At 71.9% G+C, this 19,039-nt stretch carries 19 protein-coding genes and 4 pseudogenes; 13 read left to right on the top strand and 10 right to left on the bottom strand.

What is annotated here, in order from left to right; genetic code table 11:
- Positions 1 to 46: 46 nt before the first annotated feature.
- Positions 47 to 1,126 carry a flavin-containing monooxygenase gene (locus E1269_RS13250; RefSeq protein ID WP_131895184.1) on the top strand — a complete coding sequence of 360 codons (1,080 nt, stop codon included), beginning with the start codon at positions 47 to 49 and terminating at the stop codon, positions 1,124 to 1,126.
- A pseudogene (locus E1269_RS33375) lies at positions 1,123 to 2,112 on the top strand (MFS transporter); the annotation flags it as partial. The gene E1269_RS13250 and the pseudogene E1269_RS33375, both read left to right, overlap by 4 nt.
- A gap of 202 nt (positions 2,113 to 2,314) precedes the next feature.
- Here E1269_RS33375 and E1269_RS13260 read toward each other — a convergent pair.
- Positions 2,315 to 3,724 carry an FAD-dependent oxidoreductase gene (locus E1269_RS13260; protein WP_131895186.1) on the bottom strand — a complete coding sequence of 470 codons (1,410 nt, stop codon included), beginning with the start codon at positions 3,722 to 3,724 and terminating at the stop codon, positions 2,315 to 2,317.
- 10 nt (positions 3,725 to 3,734) lie between these two features.
- Complete coding sequence (locus E1269_RS13265; RefSeq protein WP_131895188.1) at positions 3,735 to 4,484, bottom strand: aquaporin; 750 nt, start codon at positions 4,482 to 4,484, stop codon at positions 3,735 to 3,737.
- A gap of 45 nt (positions 4,485 to 4,529) precedes the next feature.
- Between E1269_RS13265 and E1269_RS13270 the strand changes: the two genes are divergently transcribed.
- The 6 genes from E1269_RS13270 (at position 4,530) to E1269_RS33380 (ending at position 9,332) form a co-directional block, all read left to right on the top strand.
- Positions 4,530 to 5,201, top strand: coding sequence for an arsenate reductase/protein-tyrosine-phosphatase family protein (locus tag E1269_RS13270; protein WP_131895190.1), 672 nt, complete (start codon positions 4,530 to 4,532; stop codon positions 5,199 to 5,201).
- Between the two features lie 12 nt (positions 5,202 to 5,213).
- Entirely contained in the window at positions 5,214 to 5,873 is a 660-nt protein-coding gene (locus E1269_RS13275) for an arsenate reductase ArsC (protein ID WP_131895192.1), read from the top strand.
- Positions 5,870 to 7,525: an FAD-dependent monooxygenase gene (locus tag E1269_RS13280; RefSeq protein ID WP_131895194.1), complete on the top strand. Its 1,656-nt coding sequence runs from the start codon at positions 5,870 to 5,872 to the stop codon at positions 7,523 to 7,525. The genes E1269_RS13275 and E1269_RS13280 overlap by 4 nt, the downstream gene beginning before the upstream one ends.
- 37 nt (positions 7,526 to 7,562) lie before the next feature.
- On the top strand, positions 7,563 to 7,898 hold the full coding sequence (locus tag E1269_RS13285; RefSeq protein WP_131895196.1) for an ArsR/SmtB family transcription factor: 336 nt from the start codon (positions 7,563 to 7,565) through the stop codon (positions 7,896 to 7,898).
- Entirely contained in the window at positions 7,895 to 8,593 is a 699-nt protein-coding gene (locus tag E1269_RS13290; protein ID WP_131895198.1) for a cation efflux transmembrane domain-containing protein, read from the top strand. Before E1269_RS13285 ends, E1269_RS13290 begins: the two co-directional genes overlap by 4 nt.
- A 259-nt stretch (positions 8,594 to 8,852) precedes the next feature.
- Positions 8,853 to 9,332 carry a hypothetical protein gene (locus E1269_RS33380; RefSeq protein ID WP_239000885.1) on the top strand — a complete coding sequence of 160 codons (480 nt, stop codon included), beginning with the start codon at positions 8,853 to 8,855 and terminating at the stop codon, positions 9,330 to 9,332.
- Positions 9,333 to 9,431: 99 nt separating this feature from the next.
- On the opposite strand, the pseudogene E1269_RS34225 reads toward E1269_RS33380, so the two are convergent.
- Positions 9,432 to 9,647 (bottom strand): annotated as a pseudogene (locus tag E1269_RS34225) (ABC transporter permease); the annotation flags it as partial.
- Here E1269_RS34225 and E1269_RS34230 point away from each other — a divergent pair.
- Positions 9,633 to 9,758: a hypothetical protein gene (locus E1269_RS34230; RefSeq protein ID WP_420810632.1), complete on the top strand. Its 126-nt coding sequence runs from the start codon at positions 9,633 to 9,635 to the stop codon at positions 9,756 to 9,758. The pseudogene E1269_RS34225 and the gene E1269_RS34230 overlap by 15 nt on opposite strands.
- Before the next feature lie 8 nt (positions 9,759 to 9,766).
- Here the strand turns inward: E1269_RS34230 and ku are convergent, their stop codons facing one another.
- Positions 9,767 to 10,633 carry a non-homologous end joining protein Ku gene (gene ku, locus E1269_RS13300; RefSeq protein WP_203433485.1) on the bottom strand — a complete coding sequence of 289 codons (867 nt, stop codon included), beginning with the start codon at positions 10,631 to 10,633 and terminating at the stop codon, positions 9,767 to 9,769.
- 112 nt (positions 10,634 to 10,745) lie between these two features.
- Between ku and E1269_RS13305 the strand changes: the two genes are divergently transcribed.
- Positions 10,746 to 10,955 (top strand): hypothetical protein, encoded by a 210-nt coding sequence (locus E1269_RS13305; RefSeq protein WP_131895200.1) that lies wholly within the window; start codon positions 10,746 to 10,748, stop codon positions 10,953 to 10,955.
- Positions 10,956 to 10,974: 19 nt separating this feature from the next.
- On the opposite strand, the pseudogene E1269_RS13310 reads toward E1269_RS13305, so the two are convergent.
- A pseudogene (locus E1269_RS13310) lies at positions 10,975 to 11,169 on the bottom strand (TrmH family RNA methyltransferase); the annotation flags it as partial.
- Between the two features lie 302 nt (positions 11,170 to 11,471).
- Between E1269_RS13310 and E1269_RS13315 the strand changes: the two are divergent.
- Positions 11,472 to 12,464 carry an Abi family protein gene (locus tag E1269_RS13315; protein ID WP_131895204.1) on the top strand — a complete coding sequence of 331 codons (993 nt, stop codon included), beginning with the start codon at positions 11,472 to 11,474 and terminating at the stop codon, positions 12,462 to 12,464.
- Between the two features lie 195 nt (positions 12,465 to 12,659).
- Here E1269_RS13315 and E1269_RS13320 read toward each other — a convergent pair whose 3' ends face one another.
- The 5 genes and pseudogenes from E1269_RS13320 to E1269_RS13340 form a co-directional block, all read right to left on the bottom strand.
- Complete coding sequence (locus E1269_RS13320) at positions 12,660 to 13,541, bottom strand: TrmH family RNA methyltransferase (protein ID WP_131895206.1); 882 nt, start codon at positions 13,539 to 13,541, stop codon at positions 12,660 to 12,662.
- Positions 13,541 to 14,293 carry a sulfite exporter TauE/SafE family protein gene (locus tag E1269_RS13325; protein WP_131895208.1) on the bottom strand — a complete coding sequence of 251 codons (753 nt, stop codon included), beginning with the start codon at positions 14,291 to 14,293 and terminating at the stop codon, positions 13,541 to 13,543. The genes E1269_RS13320 and E1269_RS13325 overlap by 1 nt, the downstream gene beginning before the upstream one ends.
- Positions 14,294 to 14,630: 337 nt before the next feature.
- Positions 14,631 to 15,537: pseudogene (locus E1269_RS13330) on the bottom strand (SPFH domain-containing protein); the annotation flags it as partial.
- Positions 15,538 to 15,634: 97 nt separating this feature from the next.
- A complete protein-coding gene (locus tag E1269_RS13335) occupies positions 15,635 to 16,102 on the bottom strand; it encodes an NfeD family protein (protein ID WP_131895212.1) in 468 nt (155 codons plus the stop codon).
- A 9-nt stretch (positions 16,103 to 16,111) separates the two neighbouring features.
- Positions 16,112 to 16,948, bottom strand: coding sequence for an ABC transporter ATP-binding protein (locus E1269_RS13340; protein ID WP_131895214.1), 837 nt, complete (start codon positions 16,946 to 16,948; stop codon positions 16,112 to 16,114).
- A gap of 102 nt (positions 16,949 to 17,050) precedes the next feature.
- Here E1269_RS13340 and E1269_RS13345 point away from each other — a divergent pair, with 102 nt between their 5' ends.
- Together E1269_RS13345 and serB are read left to right on the top strand one after the other, a co-directional pair.
- The gene (locus E1269_RS13345) at positions 17,051 to 17,800 is read left to right on the top strand and encodes a hypothetical protein (protein ID WP_131895216.1); all 750 of its coding nucleotides are present in this window, start codon (positions 17,051 to 17,053) and stop codon (positions 17,798 to 17,800) included.
- Positions 17,801 to 17,834: 34 nt separating this feature from the next.
- Positions 17,835 to 19,039: phosphoserine phosphatase SerB (gene serB / locus E1269_RS13350; protein ID WP_131895218.1), on the top strand; the 1,205-nt coding region annotated here is incomplete at its 3' end.

A 19,039-nucleotide genomic window follows, 5' to 3' on the forward strand; every position in this document is an offset into this window, starting at 1 on the left:
CGCATCGTCATTTTGACATATCGCGATTTGGCGATATGTTGATCGCGTGACCACACCTCCACACCCAGTGATCGTCGTCGGCGCCGGCCAGTCCGGCCTCGCCGCCGCACGCGCCGTCCGCGATGCCGGCCTGCCGCTGATCGTCCTGGAAGCGGGCGCTCGGCCGTCGGGGTCCTGGCCCCACTACTACGACAGCCTGCGGCTGTTCTCCCCCGCCCGCTACAGCGCGATGCCGGACTACCCGCTCGACGGCGACCCGGACCGCTACCCCACCCGCGACGAGCTAGCCGGCTACCTCGACAGCTACGCCCGCCACCTCGCCGTCGACATCCGCACCGGCACGACCGTGACCGCGGTCGAATCCGACGGCCCCGGGTTCGTCGTGCACACCGCCGACGGCGACAGCCTGCCGGCCGCGGGCATGGTCGCGGCGTCCGGCTCGTTCGGCCGCCCGGTGACGCCGGACCTGCCCGGGCAGGACGGTTTCGCCGGCGAGCTGCTGCACGTGGCGGACTACCGCAACCCGGCTCCGTACGCCGGGAAACGCGTCATCGTCGTCGGCGGCGGCAACTCCGGCGTCCAGGTCGCCCACGAGCTCGCCGGCGTCGCCGACCTCACGCTTGCGACCCTCGCGCCCATCTCCTTCCTCCCCCAGGTGATCCGCGGCCACGACCTGCACCACTGGCTCGAGGTCACCCACTTCGACCACCTCCCCGGCGCTTGGCTGCGCCACATCGTGCGCAAACCGCTGGTGCTGGACACCGGCCCGTACCGCGCGGCCATCGAATCGGGCCGGGTGGATCGCCGCGCGATGTTCACCGCCTTCGAGGGCGACCAGGTCGTCTGGCCCGACGGCACCCGCGAGCGGGTCGACGCCGTCATCTTCGCCACCGGGTACCGGCCGAACGTCGGGTACCTGCGGCCACTCGGTGCCCTGGACGACAATGACCTGCCGCTGCACGCCGACGGCATCTCCACGACCCATCCCGGTCTGGTGTACCTCGGGCTGGAGTTCCAGCGCTCCTTCTCCTCCAACACCGTCCGCGGCGTCAGCCGCGACGCCGACCACGTCGTCGTCCCACTCGCCGCCCACGTCCAGCAGGCGCACGCGATCATCGGCCTGTGAGACGAAACCAGCCGGCCGCCGGTCCCCGGCGAGCGCTGGCCGCGCTGTGCCTCACCCAGATCGTCGGCTGGGGCGTCCTCTACTACTCCTTCCCGGTCGCGCTGCCGGCCATCACCGCCGACACCGGCTGGTCGGAACCGTCGACGACGGCGGCATTCTCGGCCGCGCTCGTGGTCGCGGCCCTCGCCGGGATCGTGGTCGGCCGGGTCATCGACGGGCACGGACCCCGCTGGGTGATGACGTCCGGGTCGATCGTCGGCGTCGGCGCCACCCTGGGCGTGGCGGCCGCGCCGGGGGTCGGCTGGTTCGCCGCGGCCTGGGTGGTCGCCGGCGTCGCGCAGGCCGGGACCCTCTACGCGCCGGCGTTCACCGCGCTGACCCGTTGGTACGGTGCGGCCCGAACCCGCGCGCTGACCGTGCTGACCCTCGTCGCGGGGCTCTCCAGCACGATCTTCGCCCCGGCCACCGCAGCGCTGCTCGATCACCTGTCGTGGCGGGAGACCTATGTGGTGCTCGCGGCCATCCTGGCGGTCACGACGATCCCCGGGCACGCGGTCGGCCTGAGCGCGCCCTGGCCAGCCGCCGACCACACGGCGCGCTCGTACCTGCGGAACGGCCACGTCCGGGCCGTGGCCACGAGCCGGGCGTTCATCTGCCTCACCATCTGCGCCGCGCTGACGGCGTTCGCGCTGTTCGCCGCCACCATCCACCTCATCCCGCTGCTCACCCACCGCGACCTGTCGATGTCGCTCGCCGCGTGGGCGCTCGGGCTGTCCGGTGCCGGGCAGCTGCTCGGCCGCATCGGCTACGCGCCGTTGTCTCGCCGCACCACGCCACGCGCCCGCACCGTCGCCCTCCTGGCCGCGGCCACGGCGACCATCGGCGCCGTGGGACTGCTCCCGGGCCCGGCGGCCGTACTTGGAGCCGCCAGCATCGCCCTGGGCATCGCCCGCGGTGCGTTCACGCTGCTGCAGTCGACCGCGGTCAGCGACCGCTGGGGCATCGCCGGCTTCGGCACCCTGTACGGGATCCTCAACGCGCCGACCACGGTCGCCATGGCGATCGCGCCCTGGGCCGGCAGCGCCATCGCCCAGGTCGTCGGCGGCTACCCGGCCATGTTCGCCGTACTCACCGCGATCGCCGGCGTCGCCGCCGTCGTCGCGTTGGGCACGTCAGCCAGACCTGAGCTCAGCGAACGAGCTGAGCCACCTGTGCGGGCAGGACGTGCTCGCGGACCCAGGCCTGGGTGGCCAGCTGGGTGGCGTCCCAGGGCGAGCCGAGCGGCGGGGTGTAGGAGAGGTCGAGCTCGCTGAAGGCCTCGACCGTCATGCGGTGGAACAGGGCGGCGGCGTAGGTGTCGACGCGCTTGGCGGTCTCGGTGCCGCGCGGGCCGACGAGCTGCGCGCCAAGCAGGAGGCCGGTGTCGCGGTCGCCGGTGACGCGGATCGTGATCGGCTGGGCGCCCGGGTAGTAGGCCTTGTGGTCGTCGGGGGTCGCGGTGCTGCTGACCGGCGCGAAACCGGCCGCCATGGCCTCGTGCTCCCGCAGGCCGGTGCGGGCCGCGACGAGGTCGAACACCTTCACGACCTGGGTGCCGAGGCTGCCGGCGAACCGCGCGGCTGCGCCGAGCGCGTTCTCGCCGGCGACCCGGCCCTGCTTGTGCGCGGTGGTGCCCAGCGGGAGGTAGGTGACGCCGAGCTGGCGGTGGTGGGTGACGACGCAGTCCCCGGCGGCCCAGACGTGCGGCAGCCCAGTGGCCATCGTCTCGTCGACGACGACGGCGCCGCGCGGCCCGGTCCGCGCCCCGGCCGCGGTCAGCAAGCCGGCGTCGGGGCGGACGCCGACCACCACGAGGACCAGGTCTACGTCCCAGGCCAGCGGCTCGCCATCCGGGCCGGCGCCGTCGACGTGCAGGCGCGCTGGACCGGAATCGCCGCGGGCGATGCCGGTGACGGTCGAGCGCGTGTGTACGGTGACGCCGTTGCGGTCCAGCTCGGCGTGAACCAGGGCGCCGAGCTCGTGGTCGATGGTGGGCAGCACCTCGGACAGCATCTCGACCTGCGTGACGGCGATCCCGCGTGCGGTCAGCCCTTCGGCCATCTCCAGCCCGACGTAGCCGGCGCCGACGATGAGCGCCGTCGAGGGCTGGAGCCGGTCCAGGCTCCGCTCCAGTGCGAACGTGTCGTCCATCGAATGCAACACGTGCACGCCGTCCGCGGCGCCGAGATCGGCCAAGCCGGCGATCGGCGGGCGGACGGGCACCGCGCCGGTGCCGACGATCAGCTCGTCGTAGGCCAGGGTCGTCTCACCGCCGTCCTTCTCACGCACGGCCAGGCGTCGCGCGTCGACGTCGAGGGAGGTGGCCAGGGTGTCCAGCCGCAGCCGCATGCCGGTGGCCTCGAGGTCGGCGTGGGTGCGGTGCGCCAGGTTCGACCAGTGACCGACCTCACCAGAGATGTAGTACGGGATGCCGCAGATGGAGAAGTTCGGATAGGCGTCGGCGACCACCACGGTCACCTCGGCCGACGGGTCCAGCTCGCGGGCGCGCAGCGCGGCGGAGATGCCGGCGTCGCTGCCGCCGATGACGACGAGGTGCACGAGATGCCTTTCAGATTCGGGCTTGCGTGGGTTCGAGCTGTGGGACGACGACGGCGTCGGCGGCCCGGCCGGCGGTGGGGTACAGGACCATGACGAGCAGCACCCCGACGGCGCCGCCGGCCACCTGCGCACCCACGAAGGCCGGGACGGAGGACGGCGCGATGCCGGCGAAGGTGTCGGTGAACATCCGCCCGGCCGTGACGGCGGGGTTGGCGAACGACGTGGAGCTGGTGAACCAGTACGCCGCCCCGATGTAGGCGCCGACGGCGGGCGCGGACAGCGCGCCGCGGCCGGTGCGCGCCAGCGCGAAGATCAGCAGAACCAGCCCGGCGGTGGCGACCACCTCACCGACCAGGAGGCCGCCGCCGGTGCGACCCGTCGCCGCCATACCGGCCGGGACCTCGAACATGAGGTTCGCCAGGACCGCGCCGCCGATGCCGCCGGCGCACTGCGCGGCCACGTACCCGGTGACCTCCCCGGGCCGTGGCCCGGCACCTGACGACCGGCCCAGCCACCACTGCGCGAGGGTCACCACGGGGTTGAGGTGGGCCCCCGAGACCGGTCCGAACACCAGGATCAGCACCGTGAGTCCCAGCACCGTGGCCGTGCTGTTCTCCAGCAGCTGCAGCCCGACGTCGTCCGGCGACAGCCGCTGGGCCGCGATCCCGGAGCCGACGACGACGGCGACCAGCAGGCAGGTGCCGAGGAATTCGGCCAGCAGACGCCGCCAGAACGCCGGCGCCGAGTGGATCGCGCTCATGACGACATCTTGACCGGACGAGGTAGCTCAGTCAAGATTGAGACAATGAACGCTGAGCGAACAGCGCTGGAGAGGCGGGCCGCCAAGCACGCGGCGCTGTCCGACCCGGCGCGGCTGCACATCGCCGACCTGCTCAGCCTCGGTGACCTCTCCCCCAGCGAGCTGCAGGACCGCCTCGGCATGCCGTCGAACCTGCTCGCCCACCACCTCAAGGCCCTGGAAGCCGCGAACCTGCTGAATCGCGGCCGCTCCGAGGCCGATCGGCGCCGCAGCTACGTCCGGCTCGCGCCCGCCGCGCTGGACGACCTCGTCCCGGGCGCCGTCGGCACGGCGCATCGGGTGGTGTTCGTGTGCACCGCCAACTCCGCCCGCTCCCAGCTGGCCGCGGCGCTCTGGCGGCAAGCCAGCGCCATCCCCGTCACCTCCGCCGGCACCCATCCTGCCGAGCGCGTCGACCCCGGCGCGGTCGCCGCCGCGCGCCGGCACGGCATCGCGCTGCGTGCCACCCGGCCCCGCATGCTGCGCGACGTCACCGCCGACGACGACTTCGTGATCACCGTCTGCGACCACGCACACGAGGAGCTCGGCGAGGTCGGCGGGCTGCACTGGTCCGTTCCCGACCCCGTCCCCGCCGGCACCGACGACGCCTTCGACGCCACCGTGGCCACCCTCGCCGACCGCGTCGGCGACCTCGCCCCGCGACTCGACCCCGCCTGACAGGAGCCCGCCATGTCGCACGCCTACCAACGCGCACCCATCACCCTGGACCAGCAGTACGCGCTCACCGCCGCCGCCTCCCGGCTGGCCGGCGAGTTCGACGGCACCTACGGGGCGGAGACGATCGAGCGGTTCCTGCACACGTCCTACGACCAGTTCGCCGGTCGCGCCGTCGTCGCCAACTTCCTGCCGTTGCTGGCCGAGCGGTTCGCCCGGCAGCGGCTCACCGCACTCGCCCGGGTCGAGGGCCGGCACGACGACGGCCGCCCCACCGTCCTGTTCCTCTGCGTCCACAACGCCGGCCGCTCCCAGATGGCCCTCGGCTTCTTCCAGCACCACGCCGGCGACCGCGCCGTCGCCTGGTCCGGCGGCTCCGAACCGGGCGACCAGGTCAACCCGATGGCCGTCGCCGCGATGGCCGAACGCGGCATCGACATCTCCGCCGAGTACCCCAAGCCCTGGACCGACGAAGTCGTCCGCGCCGCCGACGTCGTCGTCACCATGGGCTGCGGCGACGCCTGCCCGGTCTTTCCCGGCAAGCGCTACGAGGACTGGGCCCTCGACGACCCCGCCGGGCAGGACCTTGCCGCCGTCCGCCCCATCCGCGACGAGATCGAACGCCGCGTCCTCGCCCTGCTCGACCGGCTCGAGGTCGTGGCCGGCGACTCATGACGCGTCCCGGTGGCGCCAGCGCAGCCGGCGGCCTCCCGGACGTGCTGGTCGTCGGCGCCGGGCCGACCGGGCTCGCGCTGGCCGCCGAGCTGCAGCGCTACGGCGTGCGGTTCAGGCTCGTCGACCGCACGCCCGACCGGGTGCGCGAGTCGCGGGCGCTGGCCATCCAGCCCCGGACCCTGGAGGTCCTGGCCGGGATCGGCGTCACCGGCCAGCTCGTCGCTCAGGGCAACCGGACGGTCAACCTGCGCCTGCACGCACGCGGGCGCACTTTGTCGATACCGCTGTTCGACATCGGCCTGGCCGATACCGCGTACCCCTACCTGCTGTTCCTCTCCCAGACCGAGACCGAGCAGATCCTCGGCGACCACCTGGCGCGCCAGGGCGTCCGGCCCGAGCGCGGCGTCGAGCTGGTGGGACTGGACCGGCGCGACGACACGGTGACGTGCCGGCTGCGCACGGCCGGGCGAGCGGACGAGACCGTCACGGCGCGCTACGTCGTGGGCTGCGACGGCGCGCACAGCGCCGTGCGCGACCTCGCCGGCATCGCCTTCGAGGGCCTCACCTATCCGCAGACCTTCGTGCTGGCCGACCTCGAGGCCGACGGCATCGAAGCCGGCGCGGCGCACGCGTTCCTCGGCGCCCGAGGCATCCTGTTCTTCTTCCCCCTCCAGACGCCGGCATCGTGGCGGCTACTGACGATGCGACCTGGCGGTAACGGGCCACCGGCCGGCGCTCCGGCACCGGACACCGCAACCGTCACCCTCGATGAGCTGCAGGCGCTCGTCGACGCCGCGTCGCCGTTCCCGGTCCGGCTGCGCGACCCCGTGTGGGCCACCGACTTCCGCATCGCCAACCGCGGCGCCACACGGTACCGGTCCGGACGGGTGTTCCTGGCCGGAGACGCCGCACACATCCACAGCCCGGCCGGAGCCCAGGGCATGAACACCGGCATCCAGGACGCCGTCAACCTGGGCTGGAAGCTCGCCCTGGCCGTCAGCGGCCGCGCCCGCCCGGCGATACTGGACACCTACGAGACCGAGCGGGCGCCCGTGGGGCGCCGAGTGCTGCGCTTCACCGACCGCGCGTTCACCATCGGCACGTCCATGAACCCGGCGCTCCGGACGGCCCGCTCGCGCGTCGTTCCCTACGTCGCGCCGCTGGTGACCCAGTTGCGCCGGGTCCGCGGCTACGGCTTCCGCACCATCGCCCAGCTCGCCATCCACTACCGCCGAAGCCCGCTCTCGGCCGGCGGCACCCGACTCGATCGGGGACCGCGGCCCGGCGACCGGCTGCCCGACGCTCCCGTCGTGCGTGCTGGGCGGGTGACGACGCTGCACGCGGAGCTGGGCGGGCCCGGCTTCCACCTGCTGCTGTGCGGGCCCGCCGGCCAGTGGCCGGTCTCGGCCGGTGACGACGTCGCGGCCCGGTACCCCGGGCTGATCTCGATCCACCACCTCAGCAGCGACGACGGACCCGCCGCACCGCCCGACGCGCTGATCGACCGCACCGGCCGCGTCGCGCACCGGCTCGGCGTCCGACGCCGGGCCGCGTATCTGCTCGTCCGCCCCGACGGCCACGTCGCGCATCGCGGCGGTACCGATCTCGCCGGCCTTCGCGCCCATCTCGACCACTGGCTCACCCCAGCCTGACGAACGTCAGTACAGCGTGTCGTGTATCGTCACGACCATGACCCTCACGGTGACGGTGTCCCATGCCGAGGCGGTGACCCGCCTCGGCCGCGCGCTCTCCGACGAGACCCGGACCCGCATCCTGCTGGCCCTGCGGGAGGCCCCGGCATCGCCGTCCGATCTCGCCGACACGCTCGGGGTGTCGCGGCAGGTGATGTCCAACCAGCTGGCGTGCCTTCGCGGCTGCGGCCTGGTGACGGCCGAACGCGACGGCCGGTTCGTCTGGTACCGCCTCGCGGACCAGGGCATCGCCGACGCCCTGGGCGAGCTGCTGACGGTGATGCTCGTCGTCGACCCGGACTGCTGCTCGGCGCAGGGGTGCACCTGCTCATGAGCCGGCCCGAGGTCACAGCCGCACCCAGCCCGCACCGCCGGGCGGTCCTGCGCCGCCGCGTGCGCCTGGTCGTCGCCGCCACGATCACCTACAACGTCATCGAGGCGGTCGTCGCGATCGCCGCCGGCACCGCGGCGTCGTCGTCGGCGCTGATCGGCTTCGGACTGGACTCGACGGTCGAGGTCGTCTCGGCGGCCGCGGTCGCCTGGCAGTTCGCCGGCAGAGATCACGAGGCCCGGGAGCGGGTCGCGCTGCGGCTCATCTCCGTGTCGTTCTTCGCGCTGGCGGCCTACGTTGGCGTGGAGGCTGTCCGGGCGCTGGCCGGCGCGGCTGAGGCTGCGCACAGCACCGTCGGCATCGTCCTGGCCGCGGTGAGCCTAACCGTGATGCCCGGTCTGTCGTGGATCGAGCGCCGCACCGGTCTGGAGCTCGGCTCCGCCAGCGTCGTCGCCGACTCCAAGCAGACCCTGATCTGCAGCTACCTGTCCGCCGTCCTCCTCGCCGGCCTGGTCCTCAACTCCGCCGCCGGCTGGTGGTGGGCCGACCCGCTCGCCGCGTTGGTGATCGCCGCGTTCGCCGTCCGCGAGGGCGTCGAGGCCTGGCGCGGCGATGCCTGCGCCGCCGCGTCCGGCGCCCTGCTGGCCGATCCGGAGGCCGAGCCCGGCTGCGACGACGGCTGCGACTGCTGCTCGTGACCAGCGCCGGCGGTCACCGGCCGGGGTCGTCTTCACTCCCATCCACGCCATGCTGGCTTTGCCGCTCGCGCTGATCATGTTTGTCTCGCCGTCGTCGGCGGCGACGGCGCGGCCGCCCCGACCCGGGCGAGGGGGCATTTTTTGCACGGCGCTCGAACCATTCCTGGGTCTCGTCCGTAGCAACTGATGTAGTTGTCCACCAAGTTGACAAAGGAGTCGCATGAAAGCGAACGCACGTGTAATGCGCAGCTTTGGCGCCATGGTGTTGACCATCGGCGCCCTTGTGGCCGGGACATCCGGGGCCGGCGTCAGCGCCGCCGACGACCTGCCCACCCCGGCCACCCCAGCCGCACCGGAACTGGTCAGCGCGGTCGTCACGGGGTGCCAGGCGCCGTGCGCGCTGGGGGAGACCGGAGAGGTCGCCGTGACCTACAACGCACCACCGGCCACCGAGCCCGATGTGTCGATCGGCACAATCATCTACTTCGATGGTGTGCGCATCAACGGCTTCAGGCACACCCTCGGCGGCAATCCAAGGACGCGTTGGTTCCTCATCTGTGCCTCGCGCACCGAGCCCAGCTCGGACTGCATCAACCCCATCACTCGGGTCGATGCACTGCGGGGTGCCGAGACGATCACTGCGAGGTCCTACGCCATCACGGGCAACCCGGACGACGGCACCCAGCGGATCAGCGAGCTGTCGGAGCCGAGCAACGCGATCGTAGCGACGCAAGGCTGAGGAACCCACTCGGAGCCGTGCGCCGGCGTCGCCGAGGGCGAGGGCGCGGACGGCGTTGCACATGACGGTGACTGGCTGGTGCTCCGCGACGGCGCTCATCGCGGCGGGCAGGGCGTCCACCGGCACGTAGGCGCTGGAGATGAAGATCATCGGGTAGGCCAGCATCGACATGCCCTGGGCGCCCTGCGGGTTGCCGGTGAGCAGGCCCATGTAGATGAACAGCCACACGAAGGCGAACCCGCACACGATGCACAGCCCGAAGGCCAGCAATGCCTCACCGAGGCTGCCGGCGCGGCGTGGGTGCCGGGCGGGCACCTGGGCGCCGTCTTCGCCTTCACGGTCACCGGCGGGCGGATCGTCGCCATCGACGTGATCTCCGACCCCGAGCGCATCCGGCAGCTCGACGTGGAGCTCCTCGACGCGTAGGACGGGTGTCAGGCGGACTTGCGCTTGGCCGCGGTCTTCTTCGCGGCCGTCTTCTTGGCCGTGCGCTTCTTGGCCGGTGCCGCCGACTTCTCCGCCCGGCCCTGCTTGGCCTCCTCGACGCTGCGGCGCAGGGCATCCATGAGATCGACGACCTTGCCCTCGGCGGGCTCGGCCTCGGGCGGGGTGACGACCTCCTGGCCCTCGGCCTTGGCGTTGACCACCTCGAGCAGCGCCTCGCGGTACTCGTCGTGGTACTCCTCGGGGTCGAAGTCGCCGGCGAGAGTGTCGATGTACGACTCCGCCATCGCCATCTCCTGCTTGCGGACCTCGACGTCCTCGTCCAGGAAGTCGAACTCGGGCCGGCGGATCTCGTCCGGCCACAGCATGGTCTGCACGATCAGCACGCCTTCGAACGAGCGCAGGACCGCCAGCCGCTCCTTGTTGCGCAGCGCAACCTTGACCACGCCGACCCGGCCGGAGCGCTCCAGGGAGTCGCGCAACAGCGCGTACGGCTTGGTGTCACCGGTGGGCTCGGCGTAGTAGGCGCGGTTGAGCGCGGTGGGGTCGATCTGCGAGAACGGCACGAAGCCGAGCACCTCGACCGACCGCGACGACGTGATGGGGAGGTCGTCGAAGTCCTCGTCGGTGAGCACCACCATCTGGCCGCCGGGCAGCTCGTAGCCTTTGGCGATGTCGGCGTAAGCGACCTCGTGGCCGCCGGCATCGCACACCCGCTTGTACCGGATGCGCCCGCCGTCGGCCGCGTGCACCTGCCGGAAACTGACGTCCTTCTCCTGCGTAGCCGACACCAGCCGTACCGGGATCGACACCAACCCGAAGGAGATGGACCCCTTCCAGACCGTCTGCATGACCATGACAACTCCGTCCGCCGGCACCCTGTCGGTCCCCGCCCACAGCCTATTGTGGCCCGTAGGGGCCCCGGCGCGCCTGCGCGACCCCGGCGGCGGTCCGTGTCACGCTCGGAACATGAGGGAGACAACGACGACGGGCGCGGTCGCGCCCGAGCTGGCCATCGGGTCTCTCACGGCCTGGTGCGGCGAGTGCGACGAGGAGACGGAGTTCGACCGGGTGCCCGGCGGCATCGGCGTCGAGTACGCCTGCCGCGAGTGTTCGGCCGCGGTGTTCACCGGCGACCTGCGGGACATCGAGTCGATCCTGCAGCCGGTCGCGGTCTGACCGGTCACGGTTCGGCTGGTCAGCGGCCCAGCACGTAGCACGCCACGGCCGTGGCGGCGGCGACGTTGAGTGAGTCGACGCCGGCCCGCATCGGGATGCGCACACGCCGGTCGGCCGCGGCCATCCAACGCGCGGACAGCCCGTGGCCCTCGCCGCCCACCAGCAGCGCGACCCGCTCCCCCGGCTCGACCGACGCGAGATCGACGGCGTCGGAGATCGCACCGACGTTGGTGGTGCCGCTAATTGGTTGGCGACCAGAAGACCCGAGCGCGAGGTGATCCAAGGACGGATCTAGGCCGATCCCAAGCTGTCCCGCACAACGACGACCGTCCCGTCCAGCCGGATCGGGCGGTGCGACTTGGCGGTGCCTGTGCCAGGGTCTCCTGGCGACGATTTGCCGACATCGGGCGACACAGGCAACTTCGTAAGACCGTCAGCTGACCGTGCTAACATCGGTTACATCACGATCAGCCCGTTGCCGCAAGGCGCGGGCTGATTTTCTGTCCAAGGATCTTCATGGTGGAGTACGCGAAACCCTGGCTGTCTCTTGAGCAGCAGGTCGAGCGCCTGGCAAGCCGCGGAGCCGACGTGGGTGACCGGGACCGCGCGGCCGCGCTCTTGAAGGCGGTCGGCTACTACCGCCTGATCGGCTACCTCTACCCGTTCCGGGAGTCCGAACAGTTCGTCGACGACGAGGGCCGCGAGCGCACCCGGGTGCTCAGCGGCTACCGGCCTGGCACGATGTTGCGCCACGTCGAGTCAGTCATCGACTTCGACCGGCGGCTGAGGATGCTCGTCATGGACGGGGTCGAGCGCATCGAGGTCGCGGTGCGGATGCGGGTCGGGTACCTACTCGGGCGCGCCTCGGCCTTCGCGCACGAGGACCCCGCCAGCTTCACCAAGACGTTCACCGAAACGGGCACCGACCCAGACACCGGGGAGCCGACTCCCAGCTCCCACGCGAGGTGGTTGCAGCGGGTTGACGAGCGGCGGGCAAAGTCCGATGAGCAGTTCGTCGCCCACTTCCGGGAGAGGTACGACGATCGGATGCCGGTCTGGGCGCTCACCGAGATCCTTGAGCTCGGTCAGGTCTCCGTCCTCTACAGAGGGCTGCGCCAGCAGGACGCGGAAGAGATCGCCCTGGCGTTCGGCGTCCCGACGAAGAAGATCATGGTTAGCTGGCTCGCCAGCCTGAACTACGTGCGGAACGTGGCGGCGCACCACGCGCGGCTGTTCAACCGGAAGCTCCAGCATGCGCCGGCGCGGCCCAAGGTCGGACAGGTGCCGACTCTCGACCACCTCCGTGCCACGGAGACCGCCAAGGGCGTCTTTGGCACCTACAACGCCCTCGCGGTGATCGCCTATCTCCTCCCCTCGATCGAAGCTGAGACGGAGTGGAGCCAACGCCTCGTCGCGCTGCTGGACGAATTCCCGGCCTCGCATGCGCTGACGATCGAGTCGCTGGGGGTTCCCCAAGGCTGGAGGTCGCTCGACCTCTGGCGTTCCTGACCGTGGTCGGGACCTGATTTCTTTGAACTCACCGATGGCGACACACCTTCTGAGACCCGATCTCCGGCGATCCGCCAGGCTTCGGGTCTCGTCAACGAGACGCCTGCGAGACGTGCCGTCAACATTCTCTGGCCGACGATCGGCTGCCTGGGCTCGCTCCGTGTGACCGGCGTGAGCGGTGAGCCCGCCAAACTGCTAGCGGGTCGCGTAGAAGGCAACCGCAGATGAGGCCGCGACGTTCAGCGAGTCGACACCGCCGGACATCGGAATTTTGACTCTTACGTCGAGCATGGGCCCAGCCTTGGCCGACAGGCCATGCCCCTCAGTACCGAAGAGGAGCGCCAGCTTCGGATGATCCTGCGCGACCAGCTCGTCCAGCGTGATGGCATCTTCTCCGAGGCTCATCCCGGCTACGACGTAACCCACGTCCTTCAGGAGCTGGATGCCATCGGGCCACGGATCAATCCGAGTCCACGGGACCTGGAAGACGGTGCCCATGCTGACCTTGATCGAGCGGCGGTAGAGCGGGTCGGCACACCGTGGCGTCACCAGCACAGCATCGATGCCGAGCGCCGCAGCCGACCGGAACGAGGCACCAACGTTTCCATGATCGGTAAAGTCCTCCAGGACGGCGATCCTCGACCGTGTTCGCTGCGAAGATTTGGAACCGCTCACGTTGGTGTGGTCGACCAGGTCCTCCAGGACGACGACGCGCGAGGCGCCGGCCAGCAGGCCGGCCAGGTCCGGCAGCGCGCGGCGGTGCAGCGAGGCCAGCGCGCCGCGGTGCACGTGGAAGCCGGTGACGGACTCGATCAGCGGCTCCGGCGCGACGAAGCACGGCACGTCGTCGCCGGCGTCGTCGAGCACGTCGGCCAACGCCTCCACCCAGCGCGGCGCCATCAGGAACGACCGCGGCCGGTAGCCCGCCGCGACCGCCCGCCGCACCACCTTCTCGCCCTCGGCGAGGAACAGCCCGTGCTCGACCTCCAGCGACGTCCGCAGCCGCACGTCGCGCAGCGAGACGTAGTCGGCCAGCCGAGGGTCGTCGACGGCGTCGACGTGCACCACCGCGGCCATCAGCCGGTCACCAGCACGACGACGGCGACCACGCCGACGACGACGATCACGATGCGCAGCGCCAGCGGCGGCAGCCGCCGGCCGATGCGCGCACCGACCAGGCCCCCGGCGGCGGCGCCCAGCGCGATCAGCCCGGCCACACCCCAGTCGACCTCGCCGACCGCCATGAACACCAGGCCGGCCACCAGGTTGACCAGTCCGGCCTGGACGTTCTTCACCGCGTTCAGCCGCTGCAGCGTGTCCTGCAGCGCCAACCCCATGACGGCCAGCAGCAGCACGCCCTGCGCCGCGCCGAAGTAGCCGCCGTAGACCGCGGTGGCGAGGATCAGCAGCCAGACGCCGGCGCCGCCGTGCGCACGCCGGTTCGGCCGGTCCTTCAACCGGGCGGCGATCCACGGCTGGGCGGCCACCAGGACACAGGCCACCACGATCAGCACCGGTACGATCGCCTCGAACGCATCGGGCGGCAGCCCGAGCAGCAGCACCGCTCCCGCGGTCCCGCCGATCACCGCCGCGATGGCGAAGCGCAGCAACCGGGCGCGCTGGCCGCGCAGCTCCTCGCGGTAGCCCCAGGCACCCAGCAGCGACCCGGGTACCAGCCCGACCGTGTTGGACACGTTGGCGACCACGGGCGGGTACCCGAGCGCCAGCAGCGTCGGAAAGGTGATCATCGTCCCGGAACCGACGACGGTGTTGATGGTGCCGGCCGCGAAGCCGGCCGCCACGATGGCGACGGCCTCGGCCAGCGTCACCCCGCCGGCGGTGCGGGCGGGGTGGGCGGAACCGGCGGCTCCCCGCTCCGGTCGTCGGTCGAGTCACCAGAGGGCTCCTGGTCGGACCCCGCGGCGGTCAGATCGGAGCCGAGACCGGACCCCGAGCCCAGGCGCGACCCCAGCCCCGACGGACCGGACCCCCCTGGCGGCTCGGTCGACGCGGCCTGGGCGGCCTGCAGCGCGCGGCGGACCTCGTCCTCGGCGGCGGAGACGGCGGTCTCGCCCTCGGCGGCAGCCTCCTCCGCGGCGGTCTCGACCTCCTCGGCGACGTGTCCGTCGTCGGGTATCGCACCGGGAGCGAAGCCCTGGCCGAACCGGCCGACCGCGTCGCCGAGCCCTTCCAGTGCCTTGCCGAACTCGCTGGGCACGATCCAGACCTTGTTGGAGTCGCCCTTCGCGATCTCGGGCATCATCTGCAGGTACTGGTACGCCAGCAGCTTCTGGTCGGGGTTGCCGCGGTGGATGGCGTTGAAGACCGCGCCGATGGCCTTGGCCTCACCGTCGGCGCGAAGGATCTGCGCCTGCTTCTCCGCCTCCGCGCGCAGGATCTGAGACTGCTTGTCGCCCTCGGCGGTGAGGATGGCCGACTGCTTCTGGCCTTCGGCGGTGAGGATCTGCGACTGGCGGACACCCTCGGCGTTCAGGATCGCGGCGCGCTTGTCGCGGTCGGCGCGCATCTGCTTCTCCATGGAGTCCTGGATGGACGGCGGCGGGTCGATGGCCTTCAGCTCGACGCGGTTCACCCGGATGCCCCACTTGCCCGTGGCGTCGTCGAGCACCCCGCGCAGCGCGTTGTTGATCTCTTCGCGGCTGGTCAGCGTGCGCTCGAGGTCCATGCCACCGATGACGTTACGCAGCGTGGTGACCGTGAGCTGCTCGATGCCCTGGATGTAGTTGGCGATCTCGTAGGTCGCGGCCTTGGGGTCGTTGACCTGGTAGTAGATGACGGTGTCGATGGAGACCACCAGGTTGTCCTGGGTGATCACCGGCTGCGGCGGGAAGGAGACGACCTGCTCGCGCAGGTCCAGCAGCGGCAGCACTCGGTCGATGAACGGAACGACGACCGTCAGGCCGGGGTCGAGGGTCCGCTGGTACCGGCCGAGGCGCTCGACGATGCCGGCTCGGGCCTGCGGCACGATGCGCACCGACTTGGCCAGCGTGACCAGGACGAATATCGCCAGCAGGATGACGACGAGAAGGACGAAGACTTGACCGGCTTCCATTGATGACCTTCCGCGGCTCGGGGCGCCAGACACCCGCACGATCGAAACGTGCGGTCAACCTATCAGCCGGCAGCGACTTCCGGCCCGGACCGCCGGATCAGTGCGAGTCGGCTTCGAACACCAGCGCCGTCGCCCCCTGGATCTCGATGACATCGACGTCGCGGCCGGCCTCGATGACCGACGTGCCGTCGTAGCTGCGGGCCGTCCAAATCTCACCCGCGAGCTTGATCAGGCCGTTCTCCGCGTCGACCGTCTCGACCACCACGCCCTTGCGGCCGATCAGCGCGGCCACACCGGTGCGGGCGCCGCCGCTGGTGCGCATGTGGCGCTTGGCGACCGGGCGCACGAACCCCAGCAGCCCCACGCTCACGACGACGGCCACCAGGAGCTGCAGCCACAACGCGTCGACGCCGACCGCGGCGGTCAGCGCGCCGCCGAGGGCGCCACCGGCGAGCATGAGGAAGATGAGATCGAGAGTCGTGGTCTCGACGATGCCCAGAACGAACGCAAGGCCCAGCCAAGCGACCCATTCGTGATCGCCGAGCCAGTCGAAGAAGGCCTGCATGACTTCAGCTTATTCGCTGGAGACGACATCAGCGGACGATCGTGACCCGATGGTGACGCCGTCGGTCACGGCGCGAGCGCCCCATCTGCCATCGTCGTGCGTGACCCGCAACGCGATCCCGAAGCAGGCGCTGAGGTTGTCGTCGGTGAGGGTGTCACCGATCGGGCCGGCAGCCACCACGCGGCCGCCGGTCAACAGCAGCGCGTGGGTGAACCCGGTCGGGATCTCCTCGACGTGGTGGGTCACCAGGACCGTGGCCGGCGAGGCGGGGTCGGCGGCGATCTCGCCCATCGTGGCCACCAGCGTCTCCCGGCCGCCGAGGTCGAGCCCGGCGGTCGGCTCGTCGAGCAGGAGCAGCTCCGGATCGGCCATGAGCGCGCGGGCCAGCTGGGTGCGCTTGCGCTCGCCCTCGGACAGGGTGCCGAACGTCCGGCCGGACAGGTGCGCGATGCCCATCCGCTCCAGCAGCCAGCTCGCGCGGTCGTCGTCGATGTCGTCGTAGGCCTCGCGCCACCGGCCGACGACGGCGTACGCGGCGGTCCGCACGACGTCGAGGACGGACTCGTCACGCGGGATGCGCTCGGCCAGCGCGGCGCTGGTGAGCCCGATGCGCGGTCGCAGCTCGAACACGTCGACCGCACCGAGCAGCTCGCCTAGCACCTCGGCGTAGCCGCTGGTGGGATGCATCTGCGCGGCAGCGATCTGCAGCAGCGTGGTCTTGCCGGCGCCGTTGGGGCCGAGGATGACCCAGCGGTCTCCATCGGACACCGACCAGGTGATCTGGTCGAGCAACCTGTTCCCCGAGCGCACGAGTGTGACGTCGGCAAGTTCGAGCACGTCGGACATGGCTGAGACCGGCTCCCTCGACGAACGGAATACGGGGCGCGATGGCTGCGCTCGCGGAAACCCCCACACGACTCTAGCGGGCGGGTCGTAGGCTCTTGGGCCATGGTCACCCTGCCCCGATCCGCACGGCTGGCGGCATGGTCGGCGGCCTGGTTGCGCGGCGACGCCGCACTCGACGACGTCGTGGCCCGGGTACACGGCGACGACGAGCCGCACGACGCCGTCGACGTCCCCGGCACCGCCGGCACCGCCGGCCTCGGCGAGGCGCTGGTCGCGCTGCGTGCCGCCGGTGCGCGGTCGCTGCGGGTCGCGCTGCCGGCGCCCGGCGACCCCACCGGCCTCGGTGGCCCGGCCGACCTCAACGGCTACGCCGTCGACGCCGGCGAAGCGGTCATCGCCGACGGCGCACCGTATGCGCTCGTGCCCGACGTCCGCGCGTTCGGGCCACCGGGCGACCAGGGCCACTTCGTCACCTGGATGTGCCGGACGGCCGACCCCGCCCCCGCCGGCCCGCCGCTGGCCGAGGCCGACCGCGAGCTGACCGCCACGCTGATGGCCGCCGGGTCCACGCTGACCGACCTCGACGTGCCCTCGTGGCGGCCCGAGGTGGCGGCGCTGCTCGACGACATCCGGTCCAACCGCGAGTCCGAGCCGCTGCCGCGAGGGTTCCCCGCGCAGGCGCAGACCGTCGCGGCGCGCAGCTCCCGGCTGCTGGCCGTGGTCCGCTTCGCCCTCGGCGACGACGGCGGCGCGGTCACCGCGGGTGCCGCGGCCACCCGCCGGTCCGCGCTCGCACCGCTGGAGCGGGCGTCTCGGGCCGCGCTCGCCGCCGCCTGCAACGCGCTGGCCTGACGGCACCGGCGTGCCGGTAGCGTTGGGCCCTGCGATGACCCTCCGACCCGAACCCCCCGCCCGCACGCTGCTGGTCACCCTCACCGGCCGCGACCGCCCGGGCCTGACCGCGCAGCTGTTCGCGGCCCTGTCCGACTACGACGTCGAGGTGCTCGACGTCGAGCAGGTCACCGTCCGCGGCCGCCTGGTGCTGGCGGTGCTGCTGGACGACCCGTCCGACGAGGTCGCGCTGCGCCGGTCGCTGTCAGAGCTCGGCTCCAAGCTGGACGTCGACGTCGAAGTCACCGCCGGGCACGGCGACCACCGCCGTCCTCCTGGGCGCGCGCACATCACCGTCCTGGGCTTCCCGCTGCACCCTGGTGCCATCGGTGCCCTCGCCGACACCGTCGCCGCCGCCGGAGCCAACATCGACCGCATCGTCCGCCTGGCCTCCTACCCGGTCACCTCCATCGAGCTCGAGGTGTCCGGCGCCGACCCGGACCGGCTGAAGGCGTCCGTGGCGGCGGTCGCGCTGACCGAGGGCGTCGACGTCGCCGTGCAGCCGTCCGGGCTGATCCGCCGCGCGAAGCGGCTGGTCGTCATGGACGTCGACTCCACGCTGGTGCAGGGCGAGGTCATCGAGATGCTGGCCGAGCACGCGGGCGTCCTCGACCAGGTGGCCGCCGTGACGGCGCGGGCGATGGCCGGCGAGCTCGACTTCGCCGAGTCGCTGCGCGAGCGGGTGCGCCTGCTCGCCGGGCTGCCGGCATCGGCGGTCGCCGACGTCCGCGCGGCGGTGCGGCTCGCCCCAGGCGCCCGGACGCTCATCCGCACCCTGAAGCGGCTGGACTACCGATGCGCCATCGTCAGCGGTGGGTTCACCCAGATCACCGACCAGCTCGCCCTCGAGCTGGGCATCGACTACGCGGCGGCCAACACGCTGGAGATCGTCGACGGCGTCCTCACCGGGCGCGTGGTCGGCCCGGTCCTCGACCGCGCCGGCAAGGCCGACGCGCTGGCCCGGTTCGCCGCGGCCGAGGGCATCCCGCTGTCGCAGACGGTGGCCGTCGGCGACGGCGCCAACGACCTCGACATGATCGCCGCGGCCGGACTCGGCATCGCGTTCAACGCCAAGCCCGTGGTCCGCAGCGCCGCCGACACCGCCGTCAACGTCCCGTACCTCGACGCGATCCTCTACCTGCTCGGCATCAGCCGCGATGACATCGAGGCCGCCGATGCCGCCGACGGCAGCCCCACGCC

The sequence above is a fragment of the Jiangella asiatica genome (genome assembly GCF_004349065.1).
Taxonomy (GTDB): domain Bacteria; phylum Actinomycetota; class Actinomycetes; order Jiangellales; family Jiangellaceae; genus Jiangella; species Jiangella asiatica.

What these genes read in the sequence shown, in the direction of transcription:
- E1269_RS13265 (WP_131895188.1), bottom strand. Translation starts at nt 4,484, where the DNA reads ATGAGCGCGATCCACTCGGCGCCGGCGTTCTGGCGGCGTCTGCTGGCC.
- E1269_RS13270 (WP_131895190.1), top strand. Translation starts at nt 4,530, where the DNA reads ATGAACGCTGAGCGAACAGCGCTGGAGAGGCGGGCCGCCAAGCACGCG.
- E1269_RS13275 (WP_131895192.1), top strand. Translation starts at nt 5,214, where the DNA reads ATGTCGCACGCCTACCAACGCGCACCCATCACCCTGGACCAGCAGTAC.
- E1269_RS13280 (WP_131895194.1), top strand. Translation starts at nt 5,870, where the DNA reads ATGACGCGTCCCGGTGGCGCCAGCGCAGCCGGCGGCCTCCCGGACGTG.
- E1269_RS13285 (WP_131895196.1), top strand. Translation starts at nt 7,563, where the DNA reads ATGACCCTCACGGTGACGGTGTCCCATGCCGAGGCGGTGACCCGCCTC.
- E1269_RS13290 (WP_131895198.1), top strand. Translation starts at nt 7,895, where the DNA reads ATGAGCCGGCCCGAGGTCACAGCCGCACCCAGCCCGCACCGCCGGGCG.
- E1269_RS33380 (WP_239000885.1), top strand. Translation starts at nt 8,853, where the DNA reads ATGGTGTTGACCATCGGCGCCCTTGTGGCCGGGACATCCGGGGCCGGC.
- ku (WP_203433485.1), bottom strand. Translation starts at nt 10,633, where the DNA reads ATGGTCATGCAGACGGTCTGGAAGGGGTCCATCTCCTTCGGGTTGGTG.
- E1269_RS13305 (WP_131895200.1), top strand. Translation starts at nt 10,746, where the DNA reads ATGAGGGAGACAACGACGACGGGCGCGGTCGCGCCCGAGCTGGCCATC.
- E1269_RS13315 (WP_131895204.1), top strand. Translation starts at nt 11,472, where the DNA reads ATGGTGGAGTACGCGAAACCCTGGCTGTCTCTTGAGCAGCAGGTCGAG.
- E1269_RS13320 (WP_131895206.1), bottom strand. Translation starts at nt 13,541, where the DNA reads ATGGCCGCGGTGGTGCACGTCGACGCCGTCGACGACCCTCGGCTGGCC.
- E1269_RS13335 (WP_131895212.1), bottom strand. Translation starts at nt 16,102, where the DNA reads ATGCAGGCCTTCTTCGACTGGCTCGGCGATCACGAATGGGTCGCTTGG.
- E1269_RS13340 (WP_131895214.1), bottom strand. Translation starts at nt 16,948, where the DNA reads ATGTCCGACGTGCTCGAACTTGCCGACGTCACACTCGTGCGCTCGGGG.
- E1269_RS13345 (WP_131895216.1), top strand. Translation starts at nt 17,051, where the DNA reads ATGGTCACCCTGCCCCGATCCGCACGGCTGGCGGCATGGTCGGCGGCC.